Source organism: Candidatus Blastococcus massiliensis AP3 (assembly GCF_000582785.1).
GTDB classification, from domain to species: domain Bacteria; phylum Actinomycetota; class Actinomycetes; order Mycobacteriales; family Geodermatophilaceae; genus Blastococcus; species Blastococcus massiliensis.
Genome location: NZ_HG931175.1, coordinates 620,372 through 641,032, shown reverse-complemented (window position 1 = coordinate 641,032; position 20,661 = coordinate 620,372). Strand labels below are relative to the sequence as shown.

General features: G+C 73.3%; 17 protein-coding genes. 11 read left to right on the top strand and 6 right to left on the bottom strand.

The window, feature by feature from the left end; translation table 11 throughout:
• Positions 1-8 precede the first annotated feature (8 nt).
• From uvrC to BN344_RS17115, 10 genes are all read left to right on the top strand, one after another.
• Positions 9-2,012 (top strand): excinuclease ABC subunit UvrC, encoded by a 2,004-nt coding sequence (uvrC, locus tag BN344_RS17160; RefSeq protein WP_040339700.1) that lies wholly within the window; start codon positions 9-11, stop codon positions 2,010-2,012.
• On the top strand, positions 2,009-2,974 hold the full coding sequence (rapZ, locus tag BN344_RS17155) for an RNase adapter RapZ (RefSeq protein WP_040339699.1): 966 nt from the start codon (positions 2,009-2,011) through the stop codon (positions 2,972-2,974). The genes uvrC and rapZ overlap by 4 nt, the downstream gene beginning before the upstream one ends.
• Positions 2,974-3,924 (top strand): gluconeogenesis factor YvcK family protein, encoded by a 951-nt coding sequence (locus BN344_RS17150; RefSeq protein WP_040339698.1) that lies wholly within the window; start codon positions 2,974-2,976, stop codon positions 3,922-3,924. The genes rapZ and BN344_RS17150 overlap by 1 nt, the downstream gene beginning before the upstream one ends.
• A 119-nt stretch (positions 3,925-4,043) precedes the next feature.
• A complete protein-coding gene (gene whiA / locus BN344_RS17145; RefSeq protein ID WP_462475931.1) occupies positions 4,044-5,039 on the top strand; it encodes a DNA-binding protein WhiA in 996 nt (331 codons plus the stop codon).
• A 218-nt stretch (positions 5,040-5,257) separates the two neighbouring features.
• On the top strand, positions 5,258-6,262 hold the full coding sequence (gene gap, locus BN344_RS17140; protein WP_040339697.1) for a type I glyceraldehyde-3-phosphate dehydrogenase: 1,005 nt from the start codon (positions 5,258-5,260) through the stop codon (positions 6,260-6,262).
• Positions 6,262-7,461, top strand: a complete 1,200-nt coding sequence (locus BN344_RS17135; protein ID WP_040339696.1) for a phosphoglycerate kinase — start codon at positions 6,262-6,264, stop codon at positions 7,459-7,461. Before gap ends, BN344_RS17135 begins: the two co-directional genes overlap by 1 nt.
• Before the next feature lie 14 nt (positions 7,462-7,475).
• Positions 7,476-8,306, top strand: coding sequence for a triose-phosphate isomerase (gene tpiA, locus BN344_RS17130; RefSeq protein ID WP_051516064.1), 831 nt, complete (start codon positions 7,476-7,478; stop codon positions 8,304-8,306).
• A 49-nt stretch (positions 8,307-8,355) separates the two neighbouring features.
• Complete coding sequence (locus BN344_RS17125) at positions 8,356-10,143, top strand: ABC transporter substrate-binding protein (protein ID WP_051516063.1); 1,788 nt, start codon at positions 8,356-8,358, stop codon at positions 10,141-10,143.
• A 71-nt stretch (positions 10,144-10,214) separates the two neighbouring features.
• Positions 10,215-10,451, top strand: a complete 237-nt coding sequence (secG, locus tag BN344_RS17120) for a preprotein translocase subunit SecG (RefSeq protein ID WP_040339695.1) — start codon at positions 10,215-10,217, stop codon at positions 10,449-10,451.
• 190 nt (positions 10,452-10,641) lie between these two features.
• Positions 10,642-10,983 carry an RNA polymerase-binding protein RbpA gene (locus BN344_RS17115; RefSeq protein ID WP_081788726.1) on the top strand — a complete coding sequence of 114 codons (342 nt, stop codon included), beginning with the start codon at positions 10,642-10,644 and terminating at the stop codon, positions 10,981-10,983.
• Positions 10,984-11,000: 17 nt separating this feature from the next.
• Here the strand turns inward: BN344_RS17115 and pgl are convergent, their stop codons facing one another.
• The 6 genes from pgl to tkt all read right to left on the bottom strand — a co-directional run bounded on the left by pgl (position 11,001) and on the right by tkt (position 19,367).
• Positions 11,001-11,765 carry a 6-phosphogluconolactonase gene (gene pgl, locus BN344_RS17110; protein WP_040339693.1) on the bottom strand — a complete coding sequence of 255 codons (765 nt, stop codon included), beginning with the start codon at positions 11,763-11,765 and terminating at the stop codon, positions 11,001-11,003.
• Positions 11,762-12,781 carry a glucose-6-phosphate dehydrogenase assembly protein OpcA gene (locus tag BN344_RS17105; RefSeq protein WP_040339692.1) on the bottom strand — a complete coding sequence of 340 codons (1,020 nt, stop codon included), beginning with the start codon at positions 12,779-12,781 and terminating at the stop codon, positions 11,762-11,764. The genes pgl and BN344_RS17105 overlap by 4 nt, the downstream gene beginning before the upstream one ends.
• A gap of 64 nt (positions 12,782-12,845) precedes the next feature.
• Positions 12,846-14,315: a glucose-6-phosphate dehydrogenase gene (gene zwf / locus BN344_RS17100; RefSeq protein ID WP_231486967.1), complete on the bottom strand. Its 1,470-nt coding sequence runs from the start codon at positions 14,313-14,315 to the stop codon at positions 12,846-12,848.
• 98 nt (positions 14,316-14,413) lie between these two features.
• Positions 14,414-16,018 carry a glucose-6-phosphate isomerase gene (locus BN344_RS17095; protein WP_040339690.1) on the bottom strand — a complete coding sequence of 535 codons (1,605 nt, stop codon included), beginning with the start codon at positions 16,016-16,018 and terminating at the stop codon, positions 14,414-14,416.
• Entirely contained in the window at positions 16,015-17,121 is a 1,107-nt protein-coding gene (gene tal, locus BN344_RS17090) for a transaldolase (protein WP_040339689.1), read from the bottom strand. The genes BN344_RS17095 and tal overlap by 4 nt, the downstream gene beginning before the upstream one ends.
• A gap of 35 nt (positions 17,122-17,156) precedes the next feature.
• A complete protein-coding gene (gene tkt / locus BN344_RS17085; RefSeq protein WP_081788725.1) occupies positions 17,157-19,367 on the bottom strand; it encodes a transketolase in 2,211 nt (736 codons plus the stop codon).
• Positions 19,368-19,707: 340 nt separating this feature from the next.
• On the opposite strand from tkt, the gene BN344_RS17080 reads away from it, so the two are divergent.
• The gene (locus BN344_RS17080) at positions 19,708-20,658 is read left to right on the top strand and encodes a heme o synthase (RefSeq protein ID WP_051516062.1); all 951 of its coding nucleotides are present in this window, start codon (positions 19,708-19,710) and stop codon (positions 20,656-20,658) included.
• Positions 20,659-20,661 lie beyond the last annotated feature (3 nt).

The following is a 20,661-nucleotide window of genomic DNA, read 5'->3' as shown; positions in this document are numbered from 1 at the left end:
CTGGACGCATGGCCGACCCTTCGACGTACCGCCCGGCGGTCGGCTCCATCCCCGAGAGCCCCGGGGTCTACAAGTTCCGCGACCCCGGCGGCCGGGTCATCTACGTCGGCAAGGCCAAGAGCCTCCGGCAGCGGCTGAACAGCTACTTCGCCGACGTCGCCGGCCTGCACCCGCGCACCCGCCAGATGGTCACCACGGCGTCCGCCGTCGAGTGGACCGTCGTCGGCACCGAGGTCGAGGCCCTCCAGCTCGAGTACAACTGGATCAAGGAGTTCGACCCCCGCTTCAACGTCCGCTACCGCGATGACAAGAGCTACCCGTCGCTGGCCGTGACGCTGAACGAGGAGTACCCGCGGCTGCAGGTCATGCGCGGACCGAAGAAGAAGGGGGTCCGGTACTTCGGGCCCTACGCCCACGCCTGGGCCATCCGCGAGACGCTCGACACCCTCACCCGCGTCTTCCCGGCCCGCACCTGCTCCAACGGGGTCTTCAAGCGCGCCGGCCAGATCGGCCGGCCCTGCCTGCTCGGCTACATCGGCAAGTGCGCCGCGCCCTGCGTGGGACGGGTCAGCGCCGACGAGCACCGCGAGATCGTCGACGACTTCTGCGACTTCATGGCCGGCCGGACCGAGTCGATGATCAAGCGGCTCGAGCGGGAGATGGCCGTGGCGGCCGAGGCCATGGAGTACGAGAAGGCGGCCCGGCTCCGCGACGACCTCGGCGCCCTGAAGCGCGCGCTGGAGAAGCAGGCCGTCGTCCTCGGTGACGGCACCGACGCCGACGTCGTCGCCTTCGCCCAGGACGAACTGGAGGCCGCGGTCCAGGTCTTCCACGTGCGCGGCGGCCGGGTGCGCGGTCAGCGTGGCTGGATCGTAGACAAGGTGGAGGCCGTCTCCACCGGCGAACTGGTGGAGCAGTTCCTCCTCCAGGTGTACGGCGGGATCGACGAGCAGACCGGTGTCGGCGAGGCGGGGGAGGCGGTGCCGCGCGAGGTGCTGGTGCCCGAGCTCCCCGAGGACGCCGACGTCTACACCGAGCTGCTCGAGGAGCTCCGCGGCGGCAAGGTCTCGCTCCGGGTGCCCCAGCGCGGGGACAAGCGCAGCCTGCTCGAGACCGTCGAGCGCAACGCCAAGGAGGCGTTCGCCCGGCACCGCGTGAAGCGGGCCAGCGACCTCACCGCCCGCTCCCTCGCCCTCAGCGAGCTGCAGGAGGCGCTGGAGCTGCCCGACGCGCCGCTGCGCATCGAGTGCATCGACATCAGCCACGTGCAGGGCACCAACGTGGTGGCCAGCATGGTCGTCTTCGAGGACGGCCTGGCCAAGAAGTCCGACTACCGCCGCTTCTCCGTCACGAACGGCACCGACGACACCGCCGCCATGGCCGAGGTCGTCCGCCGGCGGTTCGCCCGGCACCTCAAGGACGAGCAGGACCGTCAGGACGAGCAGGGCGTCGCCGCGGAGGAGGGGCGCCCGCGCCGGTTCGCCTACCCGCCCAACCTGCTGGTCGTCGACGGCGGGGCCCCGCAGGTCGCCGCGGCGGCCCGGTCCCTCGAGGAGCTGGGCGTCGTCGACGTCGCGGTCTGCGGGCTGGCCAAGCGCATGGAGGAGGTGTGGCTCCCGGGCGACAGCGACCCGGTGATCCTGCCGCGCACCTCCGAGGCGCTCTACCTCCTGCAGCGGGTCCGCGACGAGGCGCACCGGTTCGCGATCACCTATCACCGGCAGAAGCGGTCCACCACGATGCTGGTCTCCCTGTTGGACGACGTCCCCGGTCTCGGGGAGACGCGGCGAAAGGCGCTCATGAAGGAGTTCGGATCGCTCAAGCGGCTGCGGGCCGCCACCGTGGAGGAGCTCATGGCCGTACCGGGTATCGGCCGGCGCACCGCGGAGGCGGTGCAGGCGGCCATCGCCGAGCCGGTCGAGACGACGACGGCTCCGCACGGCCCCGCCGAGCGCGGCACGCCGCAGACCGAGGCCGGCCGGACCGCCGAGGTCGGACGGGTGGCCTCATGACTCGGGAACTCGACGGCGCCGAGGGGCGGCCCAGCGTCACGGAGGGGCCGGCCGGACCGCAGAGCGACGTCCCCCCTGGCCTCGACCCGGCCTCCACGGAGGTCCAGCCGCTCGAGGTCATCGTCGTGACGGGCCTCTCCGGCGCGGGGAAGCTCAGCGCCGGCCGGGTGCTGGAGGACCTCGGCTGGTTCGTCGTCGACAACCTCCCTCCGGCCCTGCTGCAGCCGATGGTGGAGCTGGGCGCCCGCGGCGACGTCCGGCGCTTCGCCGCCGTCGTCGACGTCCGCAGCCGTGCCTTCTCCAGCGACCTGCAGGAGGCCATCGAGACCCTGGCCGAGGCAGGCAACCGCCCCCGGGTCATCTACGTGCACGCGCGGGACGAGGTCCTCGTCCGGCGCTACGAGTCCAATCGGCGCGAGCACCCGCTCCAGGGCAACGGCACCCTGATCGACGGCATCACCACCGAGCGGAACCTGCTGACGGGCATCGCCGGCGACGCCGACCTGTGGGTCGACACCAGCGACCTCAACATCCACCAACTGCGCGCCACACTGGAGAACGCCTTCGCCCGTGAGGGGCAGACCCCGCCCCTCACCGCGACGGTCATGAGCTTCGGGTTCAAGTACGGGCTCCCGCTCGACGCCGACCTCGTCGTCGACGCCCGGTTCCTGCCGAACCCGCACTGGATCCCCGAGCTGCGGCCGAAGACCGGCCGGGACCCGGAGGTGAGCGCCTACGTGCTCGCCCAGGACGACGCCGCCGACTTCCTGGACCGGTACACCGACGTGCTGCGGCTGCTCCTCCCCGGCTACCGCCGCGAGGGGAAGCGCTACCTCACGCTCGCCGTCGGCTGCACCGGCGGGAAGCACCGCAGCGTGGCCATCGCCGAGGAGTTCGCCCGGCGCCTCACCGCCGAGGGGCTCACCGCGGCCGCCCGCCACCGCGACCTGGGCCGCGAGTAGTGGGTACCGAACCACGGGTCGTCGCCTTCGGCGGCGGTCACGGGCTGGCCGCTGCGCTGGGCGCCTGGCGGCGGATCACCCCCCGGCTGACGGCGGTGGTCACCGTCGCCGACGACGGCGGCTCCTCCGGCCGGATCCGTCGCGAGCTGCCCGTCCTGCCACCCGGCGACCTGCGGATGGCGCTCAGCGCCCTGGCCGGCGCGGGGGAGCGGGAACAGGGCCTGGCCGCGCTGCTCCAGCACCGCCTCGGCGGCACCGGGGGGCTCGCCGGGCACTCGGTGGGCAACCTCCTGCTCACCGGCCTGGTGGAGCTGCACGGCGGCGACACGGTGCGAGCGCTCGACGAGCTGTGCGGCCTCCTGGGCACCCAGGGCCGGGTGCTGCCCATGGCCGACGTGCCGCTGGACCTCGTCGCCCGCGTGGAGCCGATCGACCGCGAGGACCGGACGCAGGTGCGGACCATCCGCGGGCAGGTGGCCATCGCCACCACCCCGGGCCGCGTGCGCGAGATCCGGCTCGCGCCGCCCGACCCGCCGGTGAACCAGGCCGTGCTCGACGCGATCGCCGAGGCCGACGTGGTCTCCCTCGGCCCGGGGTCCTGGTACACCTCCGTGCTGCCGCACCTGCTCGTGCCCCAGTTGCGGGCGGCCCTGGCTGCCACGCGGGCGCGGGTGGTCGTCGTGCTGAACCTGGCGCCGCAGCCCGGTGAGACCGACGGGTTCTCACCGGAGGAGCATGTGGCGGTGCTTCAGGAGCATCTGGGCGGAGTGCCATTGCACAGCGTGATCGCCGACGCTGATTCGGTTGTTGACCGCCGTGGTCTCCTGTCTGCAGTGCGCAGGTGCGGTGCCGAGCTCGTGCTGGCCCCGGTCGCCGAGCTCGACGGTGCGCCGCGGCACGATCCCGTGCGCCTGTCCGAAGCCCTGGTCTCCGTGGCCGGGCGGTGCTGAACGAGTAGCGGGCTGCGGTCGGGTATCGCAACGATCGAGCCCGGCCGGTACGAGGGGGAAGAGGGGACGCCGCTCATGGCGAGGACCCGAGTGACGACGACGGGTAGTCCCGTGGGTACGTGGGGGTGGACGACATGGCGATGACCGCCATGGTGAAGGACGAGCTCTCCCGGGTGGAGTGCACGAAGACCTCCGAGCGCAAGGCGGAGGTCACGGCGCTGCTGCGCTTCTCCGGCGGCCTGCACATCGTCGGCGGCCGGGTGGTGATCGAGGCCGAGCTGGACACCGGCTCCGTGGCCCGGCGGCTGCGGCGCGACATCAGCGAGGTCTACGGGTACACCAGCGGGGTCAGCGTCCTCGCCGGCGGGAACATCCGCCGCGGCGTGCGCTACCTCGTGCGGATCGCCAAGCACGGCGAGGGCCTGGCCCGGCAGACCGGCCTGGTCGACCAGCGCGGCCGCCCGGTGCGCGGACTGCCCCCGGCCGTCGTGTCCGGCAGCATCAACGACGCCGAGGCCGCCTGGCGCGGCGCCTTCCTCGCGCACGGCTCGCTCACCGAGCCCGGGCGCTCCTCGTCGCTCGAGGTCACCTGCCCCGGACCCGAGGCGGCCATGGCCCTCGTCGGCGCCGCCCGCCGGCTCGGCATCGCCGCCAAGGCGCGCGAGGTCCGGGGAGCCGACCGCGTCGTCGTCCGCGACGGCGACGCGATCAGCGCGCTGCTGACCCGCATGGGCGCCCACGACGCCGTCATGGCCTGGGAGGAGCGGCGGATGCGCCGCGAGGTCCGGGCCACCGCCAACCGGCTGGCCAACTTCGACGACGCGAACCTGCGCCGGTCGGCCCGCGCCGCCGTCGCGGCCAGCGCGCGGGTCGAGCGGGCGATGGAGATCCTCGCGGGCGACGCCCCCGAGCACCTGCTCGTCGCCGGGCGGCTGCGGCTGGAGTTCGGCCAGGCCTCGCTCGAGGAGCTCGGCCAGCGGGCCGACCCGCCCATGACCAAGGACGCGGTCGCCGGCCGCATACGACGTCTCCTGGCGATGGCCGACAAGCGGGCCAAGGACCTCGGCATCCCGGACACGGAGTCCGTCGTCACCGACGACATGCTCACGCAGTAAGAGGACCCCCTCGCCCCGTACCTCGGCGACGGCCCCTTCGCGGGGTCGTCCCGGGCCGTCGGGGCGAGGGGTGAGCGCCCTCTCACCCGGGTGCCCGACGCCCGAGCGGGTGACCGGGAGCCGAGGGGGAGCGCGGCAGATAGGGTCTGCGGCAGCGAGGTCGCGCGCTGCGCGCGACCCGGTGACGCGACAGCGCGAACTCGACGTGGAGGTCAGCAGTGACGGTCCGGGTAGGCATCAACGGATTCGGCCGCATCGGTCGTAACTTCTGGCGTGCCGCCGCCGCCAGCGGTCAGGACATCGAGATCGTGGCGGTGAACGACCTCACCAGCAACGAGGCCCTGGCCCACCTGCTCAAGTACGACAGCATCCTGGGCCGGCTGCCGCAGGACGTCGTCGCCGACGGCGACGGCATCACCATCGGCGGCACCAAGATGAAGGTGCTCTCCGAGCGCGACCCGGCGAACCTGCCGTGGGCGGACCTGGGCGTCGACGTCGTCGTCGAGTCGACCGGCTTCTTCACCAAGGCCGCCGACGCGCGCAAGCACGTCGACGCCGGTGGCGCCAAGAAGGTCATCATCTCCGCGCCGGCCACCGACGACGACATCACGATCGTCATGGGCGTCAACGACGACCTGTACGACGGCTCCCAGACCGTCATCAGCAACGCGTCCTGCACGACGAACTGCCTGGCCCCCCTGGCCAAGGTCCTCAACGACGCATTCGGCATCGAGCGCGGTCTGATGACCACGATCCACGCCTACACCGCCGACCAGAACCTCCAGGACGGCCCGCACAAGGACCTGCGCCGCGCCCGAGGTGCCGCGCTGAACATGGTCCCCACCTCCACCGGTGCCGCCAAGGCGATCGGCCTGGTCCTGCCCGAGCTCAAGGGCAAGCTGGACGGCTACGCCATCCGCGTCCCGGTCCCGACCGGCTCGGCCACCGACCTCACCGTGCAGCTCAAGCGGGAGGCGACCGCCGACGAGATCGACGCCGCCTACCGCGAGGCCGCCGCCGGACCGCTCGGCAAGTACCTCACCTACACCAGCGACGAGATCGTCTCCTCCGACATCGTCACCGACCCGTCGTCGTGCATCTACGACGCCAAGCTGACCAAGGTCTTCGGCCCGATGGCCAAGGTCCTGGGCTGGTACGACAACGAGTGGGGCTACTCCAACCGCCTCGTCGACCTCACCTCCCTGGTGGGCTCGAAGCTCTGATGCGCTCCGTCGACGACCTCATCGCCGAGGGCGTCTCCGGCCGGCGCGTGTTCCTGCGCACCGACCTGAACGTCCCGCTGGATCACACGACTCGATCGCCGGTCATCTCGGATGACGGCCGGATCCGCGCCAGCCTGCCCACCCTGCAGGCGCTGCGCGAGGCCGGTGCCCGCGTGGTCGTCTCCGCGCACCTCGGCCGCCCGAAGGGCACGCCGGACCCGCAGTTCTCCCTCGCGCCCGTCGCGGCGCGGCTCGGGGAGCTGCTGGGCACCGCCGTGCCGCTGGCCGCCGACACGGCCGGCGACGACGCCCGCGCGAAGGCCGAAGCCCTCGGCGACGGCGACGTCCTGCTGCTGGAGAACGTCCGCTTCGAGGCGGCCGAGACCAGCAAGGACGACGCCGAGCGCGGCGAGCTGGCCGACCGGTTCGCTGCCCTGGCCGACGTCTACGTCGACGACGCGTTCGGTGCCGTGCACCGCAAGCACGCGAGCGTCTTCGACGTCGCCCAGCGTCTCCCGTGCTACGCGGGCCGGCTGGTCGCCCGCGAGCTCGAGGTGCTCACCCGCCTGACCACCGAGCCCGACCGGCCCTACGTGGTCGTCCTCGGCGGCTCCAAGGTCAGCGACAAGCTGGCGGTCATCGAGGCGCTGCTGCCGAAGGTCGACCGGCTGCTGGTCGGCGGCGGGATGTGCTTCACGTTCCTGGCCGCGCAGGGTCACGGCGTCGGGAAGTCGCTGCTCGAGGCCGACCAGGTGGACACCTGCCGCCGCCTGCTGGCCGAGGCCGGCGACCGGATCGTGCTGCCGGTCGACGTCGTCTGCTCGCCGGAGTTCAGCGCCGACGCCGGCTCGACCGTCGTCGCCGTGGCGGACATCCCGGATGACCAGATGGGCCTGGACGTCGGCCCGCGCACGGTCGAGGTGTTCGGCGCCGAGCTGGGGAGCGCCCGCACCGTCTTCTGGAACGGCCCGATGGGCGTCTTCGAGCTGGCGCCCTTCCAGGCCGGCACCCGGGGCGTGGCACAGGCCGTCGCCGCGGTGGACGGCCTGTCGGTCGTCGGCGGCGGGGACTCCGCGGCCGCGGTCCGGCAGCTGGGCCTCGACGAGGAGGCCTACGGGCACATCAGCACCGGCGGCGGCGCGTCGCTGGAGTACCTCGAGGGCCGGGACCTGCCGGGTCTCTCGGTGCTCACCGACTGAGCGAGGGACGCAGCATGGCACGCAAGGAGCAGCCCGCCGCGCGCGAGGGACGCCGGCCACTGATCGCCGGCAACTGGAAGATGCACATGACGCACCTCGAGGCCATCGGCCTGGTGCAGAAGGTCGCCTTCTCCCTCAAGCCGACCGAGCTGGAGGCCGCCGAGGTCGTCGTCGTGCCGCCGTTCACCGCGCTGCGCAGCGTCCAGACCCTCGTGGCCGGCGACAAGCTGGACATCGGGTACGGCGCGCAGGACCTGTCCGCACAGGACTCCGGCGCCTACACCGGCGAGATCAGCGGCGCCATGCTCAACGCGCTGGCCTGCACCTACGTCGTCGTCGGACACTCGGAGCGGCGCGCCTACCACGCCGAGACCGACGCCGTCGTGGCCGACAAGGTCCAGGCGGCGCTGCGGCACGGGCTGGTCCCGATCCTGTGCGTGGGGGAGGGCCTGGAGGTCCGGAAGGCGGGCGATCACGTCGCGCACACCACAGCCCAGCTCGACGCCGCGCTGGAGGGCCTGACCGCCGAGCAGGTCACCGTCAACCCGGACGGCGGCCGCGGGATCGTTCTCGCCTACGAGCCGGTGTGGGCGATCGGCACCGGCGAGGTCGCCACCCCGGAGGACGCCCAGGAGGTCTGCGGCGCGCTCCGGTCGCGGCTCGCCGAGCGATTCGGACCGGAGACGGCCGCGAGCGTCCGTATCCTCTACGGCGGGTCGGTGAAGGCCTCGAACACGGCCGGGATCCTGGCCGGGCCGGACATCGACGGTGCGCTCGTCGGCGGTGCCAGCCTGGACACCGACGAGTTCGCACAGATCTGTCGGACCGCCGCCGGCGTCAGCTAGTCCACGCTGACCGCCGCCGGCCGTACACCCGGGGGCGGAACAGCACGTCGTGAACGACACCCTCGAACGGCTCGCCCGCCGGCTGCCGGCGTGGGCGCGGAGCCGGACGGGGCACCGGGTCCTCGCCGCCGGTGCCGTCGCGCTCCTGGTCCTGGTCCTCGCCGTCAGCTGCCTGGGCGGGACCGGCGGGCGGGCCGACATCCCCGTCGTCGAGGGCGAGCCGGACGCCGGGATCGACGGCGTGCGAGCCCCCTCCGACGAGACCGGAGGGACGCTGCGCGTCGTCTCGCCGCTGCCGGACAGCCTGGACCCGCAGCGCTCCTACCTGCCGGGCGTGTGGAACCTGATGCGGCTCTACACCCGCACCCTGGTCACGTACTCCTCCGAGCCGGGCCGCACCCACGAGCTCGTGCCCGACCTCGCCACCGATCTCGGCACGCTGTCCGAGGACGGCCTGAGCTGGACGTTCACCCTGCGCGAGGGAGTCCGTTTCGAGACCGGCCGGCCGATCACCGCCCAGGACGTCAAGTACGGCATCCAGCGGTCGTTCGCGTCCGACGTCATCGTCGGTGGCCCCACCTACGTCGTCGACCTGTTCGACGACCCGGCCAATCCCTACCCGGGGCCCTACTCCGCCGAGGAGGACGACCCGGACCTCGTGTCGGTCGAGACCCCGGACGAGCGGACGATCGTGTTCCGCCTGCGTGCCCCGGCGGCCCACCTGCCGTACGTGCTGGCGCTGCCCTCCAGCAGCCCGGTCCCGCAGGAGGCCGACACCCAGGGCAACTACGGGATCGACCCGGTGTCCTCCGGGCCGTACCTCATCACCTCCGTCGACGTCGCGACCGGGATCCGGCTGGACCGGAACCCCGAGTGGGACCCGGCGACCGACGACGTCCGCACCGCCCTGCCCGACACCGTGATCGTCCGCACGGGGCTCGCAGGCGTGGAGCGCGACCAGGCGCTGCTGGCCGGCTCGGCCGACCTCGACATCTCCGGTTCCGGGGCCCAGCCCCCCACGCTGGCCCGCCTCGCGCACGAGGACAACGAGGACCTGCGCGACCGGGTCGACGACGTGACGACCGGTGCACTGCGCCTGCTGGCGCTGCCCACGAACGTGGCCCCTTTCGACGACGTCGCCTGCCGGGCCGCGGTGGCCGCCGCGATCGACCGGGGCGCCGTCCGGGAGGCGCTGGGCGAGGGCAACGCCCTGCGCACCTCGCGGCTCTGGTCGCGGGCACTGGGCGGTGGCCCCGAGGACGCCGACCCCGGCCCTGACCTGGACGCCGCCCGCGCGCACCTGGAGGAGTGCGGGATGCCCGACGGCTTCGCCACCGTGCTCGCCGTGCCCGACGCCCGGACCAGCGTGCAGGTCGCCGACGCCGTGGCCGACCAGCTGGCGCAGGTCGGCATCGAGGTGGACGTCCGCCCGCTGGACGTGGCCGACTTCTACGCCCGGGAGGTCGGCAACCCCGACAGCGTCGTCGCCAAGGGCTACGGCATCGTGCTGGCCACGTCGACCCCCGACTTCCCGACGGCGGCCTCCTTGCTGACGCCTCTGGTCGACGGGCGAAGCATCCGGCTCGTCGGCAACACCAACTACGCGCGGTTGGACGACCCGGAGATCAAGGCGCTGATCGACACCGCCCGTGCGGCGGGGGCCGGCGACGAGTCGCACGAGGCGTGGCGGGCGGTGGCGGCCGCCGCGGAGCAGACCGCCGCCTACGTGCCGCTCGCCGAGACCCGGGTCCAGCTGGTCTCCGGCCAGCGGCTGCGCAACGGCGTGGTGATGCGGCCTTACGCCGGCTACGACCTCGCCACGGCCGGCGTCCGCTGACCGCCGGGGACGTCGGTTAGGCTCGTGGCCGAGATCCGGCGCCCGGCGCCGGGCGTGAGGCTGGAGAGGTCATGATCGAGGTCGTCCTGAACGTGCTGCTGGTGCTGTCCAGCGCGCTGCTCGTGGTGCTCATCCTGCTGCACCGCGGCAAGGGCGGCGGCCTGTCCTCCATGTTCGGCGGCGCGGCCTCCGCCTCGCTGTCCGGCTCGTCCGTGGTCGAGAAGAACTTGAACCGGCTGACCGTCTTCACCGCGCTGATCTGGACGGTCTGCATCGTCGCGCTCGGCATCCTCATCAAGGTCGACTGACAAAGGACCCTCCTGCCCCCCACCACTCGCAGGCTCGCGGCGGGCCCCTGCAGGAGGGCCGTGCCATCCCGTCACCTTCGGCCTCCGCCGACCGGAGCGAAATCGTGACCGGGGATCGGCTCTCCAGGCTCTAGACTTCGGCCGCTGTGGTGATCTGCCACACGTCGGTACCGGAGATCAGGGAGCGCTCGTGGCTGGTGGCAACGCGATCCGGGGGAGCCGGGTCGGAGCAGGTCCGATGGGCGAGGCGGAGCGCGGGGAGGCGGCACCGCGCCGGCGGCTGCCGTTCTGGTGCGCCCACGGGCACGAGACCCGCATCGCCTTCGCCGACGAGGCCGACGTCCCCGAGCTGTGGGACTGCCCGCGGTGCGGGCTCCCCGCCGGGCAGGACCAGACCAACCCGCCGCCGGCTCCGCGCAACGAGCCGTACAAGACCCACCTGGCCTACGTGCGCGAGCGGCGCACCGACGCCGACGGCGACGCCCTCCTCGAGGAGGCGCTCACCCGCCTGCGCGCCCGCCGCGGCGCCTAGCGGCCCACCGACCTCGGTCAGCCCGCGGGCAGCCGGGAGGCTGCGGCGGCGTCGAGCAGCCATCGGGTGGCCTGCGTGCCGTGCACCCCGGCTGCGGGGAGGTCGCGGGGCTCGGCCCCGGCGATCCCGCGGGCGACCGCCTCGGCCTTGCCCTCGCCGGCCACGACGAGCCACACCTCGGTGGCCGCTCCGATGGCGCCGAAGCCCAGGCTCAGGCGGGTCGGCGGCGGCTTCGGGCAGTCCCGGACCGCGAACACCGGCCGCTCGTCGCCGACGGCGGGGGAGTCCGGGAAGATGGACGCCACGTGCCCCTCGCCTCCCATGCCGAGCAGCAGCACGTCGAACGCGGGTACGGCCCCACCGCCGGCCGCCACGAGCTGCTCGGCGTACCAGGCGGCGGCGTCCTCGGGCTCGGCGAACCGGCCGTCCGAGGCGGGCATGGCGTGCACGCGGGCGGGGTCCACGCCGACGTGATCGAGCAGCGCGCGCCGCGCCGCCTTCTCGTTGCGCTCGTCGTCGTCCTCGGGGACGAACCGCTCGTCGCCCCACCACACGTCGACGCACCCCCAGTCCACCGTCTCGCGCACCGGCTCGGCGGCCAGCGCGGCCACGCGTTCGAGGACGGCGATGCCGATGCTGCCGCCGGTCAGGACGACCGACGCCGTTCCGCGCAGCGCCTGAGCCGCGGCCAGCCGGGCCACCAGGGCCTCGGCGACGGCGCGCGCGAGCCGGTCGACGTCGGGCTCGACGACGACGTCGGGGACGGGCCGGTCGGCGGTCACGAGCTGCTCCGGGCCGCGCTGTCGTCCTCCGTGGGGTCGAACCACACGTGCTCGCGCTCCGCGGAGCGTTCGGTCAGCCCGCTGATCCCGATCGCCGCCTCCAGCGCGTCGCTGTAGGGCTCGTCCGGATCCAACCGGCGCAGTTCCTCGCTGAGCAGCTCGCCGAGCGCGCGCTCGGGCAGCGCGACCGTGCCCTCGGGGCGGTTTGGCTGGGTGATGACCGCCCCGCCCCGGTGGTCGGCGGTGATCCGCACCTCCTCGCCCTCGTCCAGCTGCAGCACGATCGACTCGACACCGCTGGGCCCGGCGCCCCGGGAGCCCTCGGCGACGTCGATGACGCAGCCGCAGCGGGAGGAGATCCACCCGGCCACCAACTGGGCGGTGGCGTTGTGCGGATCGCCCTCGATCCGTCCGCCGGTGATGCGGACGGCGTCCCCGCGGCGGCCGGCGACGGCGTCGACGGTGGAGGCGAGGATCGCCCGCCAGGCGGTGCTGCGCGTCCAGGTCAGATCGGTGTCTCCGGGCACGTAGTCCTCGGCGCGGATGCGCAGGGCGTCGCGCGGGTCCTCGGCCAGGGAGCAGTCGGTGATCCGGCGGTCGGCGAAGACGGCCAGGGCGTCGGTGGCCAGCCGCTCCGGCGGATCGCCGTGCCACCAGGCGACGACGGGCGCGTCGGCGGCCAGCAGTGGCAGGACGACGGACTCCGAGTGCAGGGCCAGCCGCCCGTACATGCGCAGCACGACGGCCTCGCCCGGGCCGAGCCGCCCACCGATCTGCACCTCCGCGTCCAGGCGGGGGACCGGCGCCTCGATCTGGCGGCGCACCACGACGAGCACCCGGCAGGGGTGCATCTCCGCCGCGTAGGTGGCGGCCTCCTCCGCCTCGGTGACCCGGCTCTCGTCGGCCACCACCACGAGCGTGAGCGCGACCCCCGAGAGGACCGCGCCGCCCGTGCGCCGCTGGGCGGCCAGCTCCTTCACCACGGCCGAGCCGGTGGTGTCCCACAGCGTCGTCACGGTCGCTCCTCTGCTCGGGGTGCCGCGGTGGGGCAGACAGGGTCCGGTCTGCCCGGGGGGCGGGTCACGGCCGTCGCCACTGACGGCTCTCCGCCGCGAGCATCTCGTCGGCGGCGCGCGGCCCCCACTCGCCGGCGCGGTACGGATAGGGCTCGGTACCGGCCCAGAACTCCACCAGCGGGTCGATCACCGCCCAGGAGGCCTCGACCTCGGCGTTGCGGGGGAACAGGGTGGCGTCCCCCAGCAGGACGTCGAGGAGCAGTCGTTCGTAGGCCTCGGGGGAGGACTCGGTGAACTGTTCGCCGTACAGGAAGTCCATGGACACGTCGCGGACCTCCATCACGCTGCCGGGCACCTTCGAGCCGAACTTGAGGGTGACCCCCTCGTCCGGCTGCACCCGCACGACGAGCTGGTTGTTGCCCAGCTCCTCGGTGTCGGTGTCGGCGAAGGGCAGGTGCGGCGCACGCTTGAACACCAGCGCGATCTCGGTGACCCGGCGCGGCAGCCGCTTGCCCGTGCGCAGGTAGAACGGCACCCCGGCCCACCGGCGGGTCTCGACCCCCAGCCGCACCGCGGCGTAGGTCTCGGTGGTCGACTCCGGGTCGACGCCCTCCTCCTGCCGGTAGCCGTCGGCCCGCTGGCCGGCCAGCCAGCCCTGCTCGTACTGACCGCGGACGGCGAAGGTCCGGAGGTCGTCGGGCAGCGAGATCGCCCGCAGCACCTTGAGCTTCTCGATCCGGATCTGCTCGGCCGAGAACTCGACCGGCTCCTCCATCGCGGTGAGCGCCAGCAGCTGCAGGAGGTGGTTCTGCAGCACGTCGCGGGCCGCGCCGGTCTCCTCGTAGAACCCGGCTCGCCCGCCGATCCCGACGTCCTCGGCCATGGTGATCTGCACCGAGTCGACGTGGTGTCCGTTCCAGACCGGCTCGAACAGGCTGTTGGCGAACCGCAGCGCCATCAGGTTCTGGACGGTCTCCTTGCCCAGGTAGTGGTCGATCCGGAAGACGTCGTCCGCGCCGAACACCGAGTCGACCAGCTCGTTGAGCTCCCGGCTGGAGGGCAGGTCGGTGCCGAACGGCTTCTCGACGACGACCCGCCGCCACCGCTCGCCCGTGCTCTCGGCCATGCCGGTGCGCTGCATCTGCTTGAGCACCACCGGGAACATCGCCGGCGGGATCGACAGGTAGAACGCGGCGTTCCCGCCGATGCCGTGACTGCCCTCCAGCTCGTGGAGTGCGGAGGCCAGCTCGTCGAAGGCGTCGTCGTCGTCGAAGGAGCCCTGGACGAAGTGCACGCTGGTGGCCAGGCGCTCCCAGACCTCTTCGCGCCAGGGAGTGCGGGCGTTCTGCCGGGCGGCGTCGCGCGCCAGCTCGGCGAACTCGGTGTCGCCCCAGTCGCGACGGGCGAAGCCGAGCATCGCGAAGTTCGTGGGCAGCAGGCCCCGGTTGGCCAGGTCGTAGACCGCCGGCAGCAGCTTCTTGCGGGCGAGGTCCCCGGTGATCCCGAAGACCACCAGGGCGCACGGCTCCGGCACCCGCGGCAGCCGTCGGTCCCGGGGATCACGCAGTGGATTGGGGATCATCGGGGGCCGCGGAGCGGGCTGAGAGCCATGGTCCGTCCTCGGGTCGGTGGTCAGTCCAGAGCCGCCAGGAGCTGGCCGATCCCGGCGGCCCGGTCGGTCAGGTGCAGGTGCAGCAGCGGGCGGCCGCGGTCGGCGAGCGCCTTGCGGTCGCCGCCGGCCTGGGCGGCCTGCAGCACCCCGAAGGTGAACGGCTGGTCGGGGACCGCGAGGTCCTCGCCGATGCCCCCGGTGATCTGCAGGAACGCGCCGGCCTGAGGACCGCCCTTGTGGTACTGCCCTGTGGAGTGCAGGAACCGCGGGCCCCAGCCGAACGTGACCGCGCACTCGGTGCGGGCGGCCAGGGCGGCGCGCAGATCCGCGGCACTCGCGTCGGCCAGCCGGTCGAGGTAGGCCATGACCGCCAGGTAGCCGCCCGGCGGGATGGCGGCCAGCAGGGCGTCGATCGCCAGCGAGACGCCGTCGTGCGCGCTCAGGTCGACGCCGTCGAGGAGCCCGCCGCCGGCGCGCACCTCCACAGCGCCGATCGTCGCCGCCGGCTGCTCGTCGGGCAGCCCCGAGGCGAGGATGGCCTGGGTGTTCTCCTTGCTCTCGGTGACGTTCGGCTGGTCGAACGGGTTGATGCCCAGCACCCGCCCGGCCACCGCCGTGGCGTACTCCCAGCCGAGGAACTGCGCGCCCAGCGGGCCGTCGACCGCGAGCGACGGGGAGCCCGCGGGCGTCCCCGTGCCCACCACGGCCAGCAGGGTGTCGGGACCGGTCGCGCCGGGGGCGGTGGGGGACTCCACGACCACGGGCAGGATGCCGCGCCCCTCCTTGCCCGTGGACTCCGCGACGAGCTGCTCGGCCCAGTCGCCGAAGCCCTCGATCGCGGACTCGCCCTCCGCGTCGGCCAGCACGAGCTTGTCCCGTCCCTGGAGGACGGCGGCGCCGAGGACGACCCCCAGCTCGAAGGCGGGGTTGTCGCCCTGGGCGAGGTGCTCGGCCAGCTCACCGGCCTCGTCGAGCAGCGCACCGACGTCGGCGCCGGCCAGCGCCGAGGGGACGAGCCCGAAGGCGGACAGGGCGCTGTAGCGGCCGCCGACGGTGGGGTCGGCCAGGAACACCGCGCGGGCGCCCATGGCGGCCGCCGTCTCGGCCAGCGGGGACTCCGGATCGGTGACGACGACGAAGCGCCCGCCGATCTGCTGCTCGTCGAGGCCGGCCTCGGCGAAGGCGGCCACGAACGTCCGCCGCTGGCTCTCGGTCTCGACGGTCCCGCCGGACTTCGAGGCGACGACCACGACGGTCCGCTCCAGATCGGTCATCGCCGCTGCGACCTGGCCGGGGTCGGTGGTGTCCAGGACGACCAGGGGCACGCCGGCGGTCCGGCAGATGACCTCGGGCGCGAGCGAGGAGCCGCCCATGCCGCAGAGCACGATCCGGTCCAGACCTTCGGACAGCAGCTGCTCCCGCAGCTCGGCCAGCTGGTCGACCAGCGACCGGGACGTCGAGGGCAGGTCCAGCCACCCCAGCCGGATCGCCGCCTCGTCCTCGGCCTCGGGTCCCCACAGGGTCGCGTCCTTGCGCGCGAGCCGAGCGGCGACGTCGTCGTCGGTGAGCCGGCTGCGGACGTCGGTAGGGACGTCGAGCCCCTCGACGCTGACCGCCAGACTCACTTCTTGTCCTCCAGCTGGGTGCGCACCGACTCGGTGAGTTCGTCCCAGGAGTCGACGAACTTCTGCACGCCCTCGTCCTCGAGGACCCTGAACACGTCGTCGAGGTCGACGCCGGCGTCGCGCACGGCCTGCATGACCGAGGCGGCGTCGTCGTAGGCCTTCTGCACCGGGGTGCCGGGGGTGCCGTGATCGGCGTAGGCCATCAACGTCTTCTCCGGCATGGTGTTGACCGTGCCGGGGGCGATGAGCTCGCTGATGTAGAGGGTGTCGGGCAGCTCGGGGTTCTTCACCCCGGTCGAGGCCCACAGCGGGCGCTGCGGACGGGCTCCGTGGGACTCGAGAGCCTTCCAGCGGTCGGAGGAGAAGATCTCCTCGTAGGCCTGGTAGGCCAGCTGGGCGTTCGCGACGCCGGCCCTGCTCTTCAGCGAGGCGTCCGCGCCGGCGGCGTCCAGCCGCTTGTCGATCTCGGTGTCCACCCGGGAGACGAAGAACGATGCGACCGAGCCGATGCCCGAGAGGTCGGCCTCCGCGTCGTCGGCCAGCCGCTCCTCGAGACCGGACAGGTAGGCGTCCATGACCTTGCGGTAGCGGTCGGGGCTGAAGATCAGGGTGACGTTGACGCTGATGCCGCGCCGGATCGACGTCTGGATGGCCGGCAGGCCGGCCTCGGTCGCCGGGATCTTGATGTAGAGGTTGGGCCGGTCCACCAGCCACCACAGGTGGGCGGCCTCGGCCGCGGTGGCGTCGGTGTCGTGCGCCAGGCCGGGAGCCACCTCGAGGGACACCCGACCGTCACCGGGCTGCCGGTCGGCGACGGGGCGGAGCAGGTCGCAGGCGTCGCGGACGTCGGCTGCCGTGATCGTCCGCAGCGCCTCCTCGACGCTCACCTTCCGCACGGCCAGCGCGTGCAACTGGTCGTCGTAGGACTCCGACCCGCTGATCGCCGCCGCGAAGATCGTCGGGCTGGTGGTGACGCCCACGACCGAGTGCTCGTCGACGAGTGCCTGCAGGTTCCCGCTGCGGATGCGGTCGCGCGACAGGTCGTCGAGCCAGACGGCGACCCCGGCCGAGGAGAGTTCGGCCAGCTTCTCGTTCTGTGCCATGTCTCGTGCCCTTCTCGTGGGGTGCGCCGGGGTCCTCAGCGGTCGCCGGTGGGGGAGTGCAGGACGCCGGACGCGTCGGGTCCGAGGGGTCCGGACGGCTCGGTGGACGCCGCCGCGATGCTCTCGCGGGCCGCGGCGACCACCGCCTCGGCGGTGAACCCGAACTTCTCGTAGAGCACGCCGTAGGCCGCGCTGGCGCCGTAGTGGTCGATTCCGACGATCCGGCCGGCGTCGCCGACGAACTCGCGCCACCCCTGGGGGATGCCGGCCTCGACGCTCACGCGGGCGCGCACCGACGGCGGGAGGACCTCTTCCTTGTAGGCGCGGTCCTGGGCGGCGAACCACTCGACGCACGGGACGGAGACCACCCGCGTCGGCACGCCGTCGGCCTCCAGCTGGTCGCGCGCGGCGAGCGCGATCTGCACCTCCGAACCGGTGCCCAGCAGGATCAGCTCGGGCGTGCCCGAGGAGGCCTCGGCCAGGACGTAGGCGCCGCGGGCGACGCCCTCTGCGGAGGCGAGCTCCTGCCGGTCGAACACCGGCAGGTTCTGCCGGGACAGCGCCAGGCCGGCCGGCCGGTCGTTGTGCTCGAGGATGGTGCGCCACGCGACGGCGACCTCGTTGGCGTCGGCCGGGCGCACCACGTCGAGGCCGGGGATGGCCCGCAGCGCGGCCAGGTGCTCGATCGGCTGGTGGGTCGGGCCGTCCTCGCCGAGGCCGATCGAGTCGTGGGTCCAGACGTAGGTGACCGGCAGCTGCATGAGGGCGGCCAGGCGCACCGCACCGCGCATGTAGTCGGAGAAGGTGAGGAAGGTGCCGCCGTAGATGCGGGTGCCGCCGTGCAGGGCGATGCCGTTCATGACCGCGCCCATGGCGTGCTCACGGACGCCGAAGTGCACGTTGCGCCCGTACGGGCCGCCGGACCATGCCTTCGTCTGGCGGTCGGCGGGCAGGAACGACGGCTCGCCCTTGACCGCGGTGTTGTTGCTCTCCGCCAGGTCCGCGGACCCACCCCACAGCTCCGGCAGCGCCGGGTAGAGGGCGGCCAGCACCTCGCCGGACGCCTTGCGGGTGGCCACGCCCTTCGGGTCGGCCTCCCAGCTCGGGAGCTTCGTGGCCCAGCCCTCGGGCAGCGTGCGCGTGGTCATGCGCTCCAGCAGCGCGGCGCCCTCGGAGTTGGCCTGCTGCCAGGCGGCGAAGCCCTCCTGCCACTCGGCGCGGGAGGCGCGGCCGCGGTCGACGACCCGGCGGGCGTGGGCGAGCACCTCGGCGTCCACGTCGAAGGTCTTCTCCGGGTCGAAGCCGAGGATCTCCTTGGTGGCCCGCACCTCGTCCTCGCCGAGCGCCGAGCCGTGCGATGCGCCGGTGTTCTGCTTGTTGGGCGCCGGCCACCCGATGATCGTGCGCAGCACGACGATGGAGGGGCGCCGGGTCTCGGCCTTCGCGGCGGCGAGCGCGGCGTCGAGAGCGGCGAGGTCCTCGCCGTCGTCGACGTGCTGGACGTGCCAGCCATAGGCCTCGTAGCGCTTGCCGACGTCCTCGGTGAAGGCAACGGTGGTGTCGTCCTCGATCGAGATCCTGTTGTCGTCGTAGACCAGGACGAGGTTCCCGAGGCGCTGCGTCCCGGCCAGGGACGACGCCTCGCCGCTGACGCCCTCCTCGAGGTCGCCGTCGGAGCAGAAGGCCCAGATCGTGTGGTCGAACGGGCTCTCGCCCTCGGAGGCGTCGGGGTCGAGCATGCCGCGCTCGCGGCGGGCGGCCATGGCCATGCCGACGGCGTTGCCGACGCCCTGTCCCAGCGGACCGGTGGTCGTCTCGACGCCGGGCGTGTGGTTCACCTCGGGGTGACCGGGGGTCAGCGATCCCCACTGCCGCAGCGCCTTGAGGTCGTCGAGCTCGAGGCCGTAGCCGGAGAGGTACAGCTGCACGTAGAGCGTCAGGCTGGAGTGACCCATCGAGAGGACGAAGCGGTCGCGGCCGACCCAGTTCGGGTCCGTCGGGTCGTGGCGCATCCACTTCTGGAACAGCAGGTAGGCCGCCGGCGCCATGCTCATCGCCGTGCCCGGGTGGCCGTTGCCCGCCTTCTGCACCGCCTCCATGGCGAGCACGCGAGCGGTGTCGATCGCGCGGCGGTCGAGGTCGCCGAAGGCCTCGGGCAGCGTGGGGTTCGGCTGGGCCGGGCTGCCGGTGGGCGAGTCGGTGGCGGCCTCGGCCGGCGCCTCGGCCTCGGTGCTTCGCGTGTCCATGTGTCCTGCGTCTCCCTCGGTGGGCCTGGTCATGGCCGTGCGTGTCGCGGGCAGGTGGGGGGCCGGGGTCGGCGTGTGTCCGGCGTTCCCGCGGCGGGCCGCCCGTTCCTCCGCTGGACCGGGATGCTCCGTCGTTCGTCGACGTCGGCCCTACCCGCACAACCGCCGGCATCAACGCGATCAACCCTAGTCATCGCCGCTCCTGCCGCGACCATGGCCGATCAGGCCGCGGGCTACAGTGGGCCGCGTTCCCATCCCCGGTTCGGAGTAGGCCCCTCGTGCTTCTCGCCTGGCCTGCAGCGCCCCGCTGCCCGCGCGTCACCGCGCTCCAGGGCAACCGGTGACGGCGCTGTCCGAGCGCTCCGCCGCCCGCCGCGACCCGGCCCGCCGTTCGGCGTCCCGCCCGTCGGCCCTGCGGGCCCGGGTGCTCGCCTACGTCGCGCTGACGAAGCCGCGCATCATCGAGCTGCTGCTGGTCACCACGGTGCCGGCGATGATGCTGGCCGCCCGCGGCTGGCCGTCGTGGGCGGTGCTGGTCGCCACGCTGGTCGGCGGCACCCTGGCCGCCGGAGCCGCGAACGTCTTCAACTGCTACTTCGACCGCGACATCGACCGGCTGATGCAGCGCACCCAGAAGCGGCCGCTGGTCACCGGCGAGGTGTCGCCGCGGGCGGCGCTGATCTTCGGGTTCGTGCTCACGGTCGTGTCGATCGCCCTGCTGGCGGCCACGACGACGCTGCTGGCGGCGGCGCTCGCGGCCGGCGCGATCTTCTACTACGCCGTCCTCTACACGATGGTGTTCAAGCGGCACACGCGGCGCAGCACCGAGTGGGGCGGCGTCCCCGGTGCGGCCCCGGTGCTCATCGGCTGGGCCGCGGTCACCGGCTCGCTCGACTGGCCGGCGGTCGTCGTGTTCGCCGTCGTCTGGGCCTGGCAGATGCCGCACTTCTGGGCGCTGGCGCTGCGGTTCAAGGACGACTACGCCCGCGCCGACGTCCCGATGCTGCCGGTGGTCACCAGCGCGGTCTCGGTGGGCCGGCAGACCGTCGCCTGGGCGTGGGTGACCGTCGCCGTGTCCCTGCTGCTCTGGCCGGTCGCCTCCGACTACGGCATCGGGCTCGGGTACACGATCCCCGCGGTGCTCCTCGGTGCCTGGTTCGTCGTGGAGTCGCACCGCCTGCTCCGCCGCATCGACGCCGGCGGGGAGACCAAGCCCATGCAGCTGTTCCACGTCTCGATCTCGTACCTGGCGCTGCTCATGGTCGCGATCGTCGTCGACGCCATCGTCTGACCG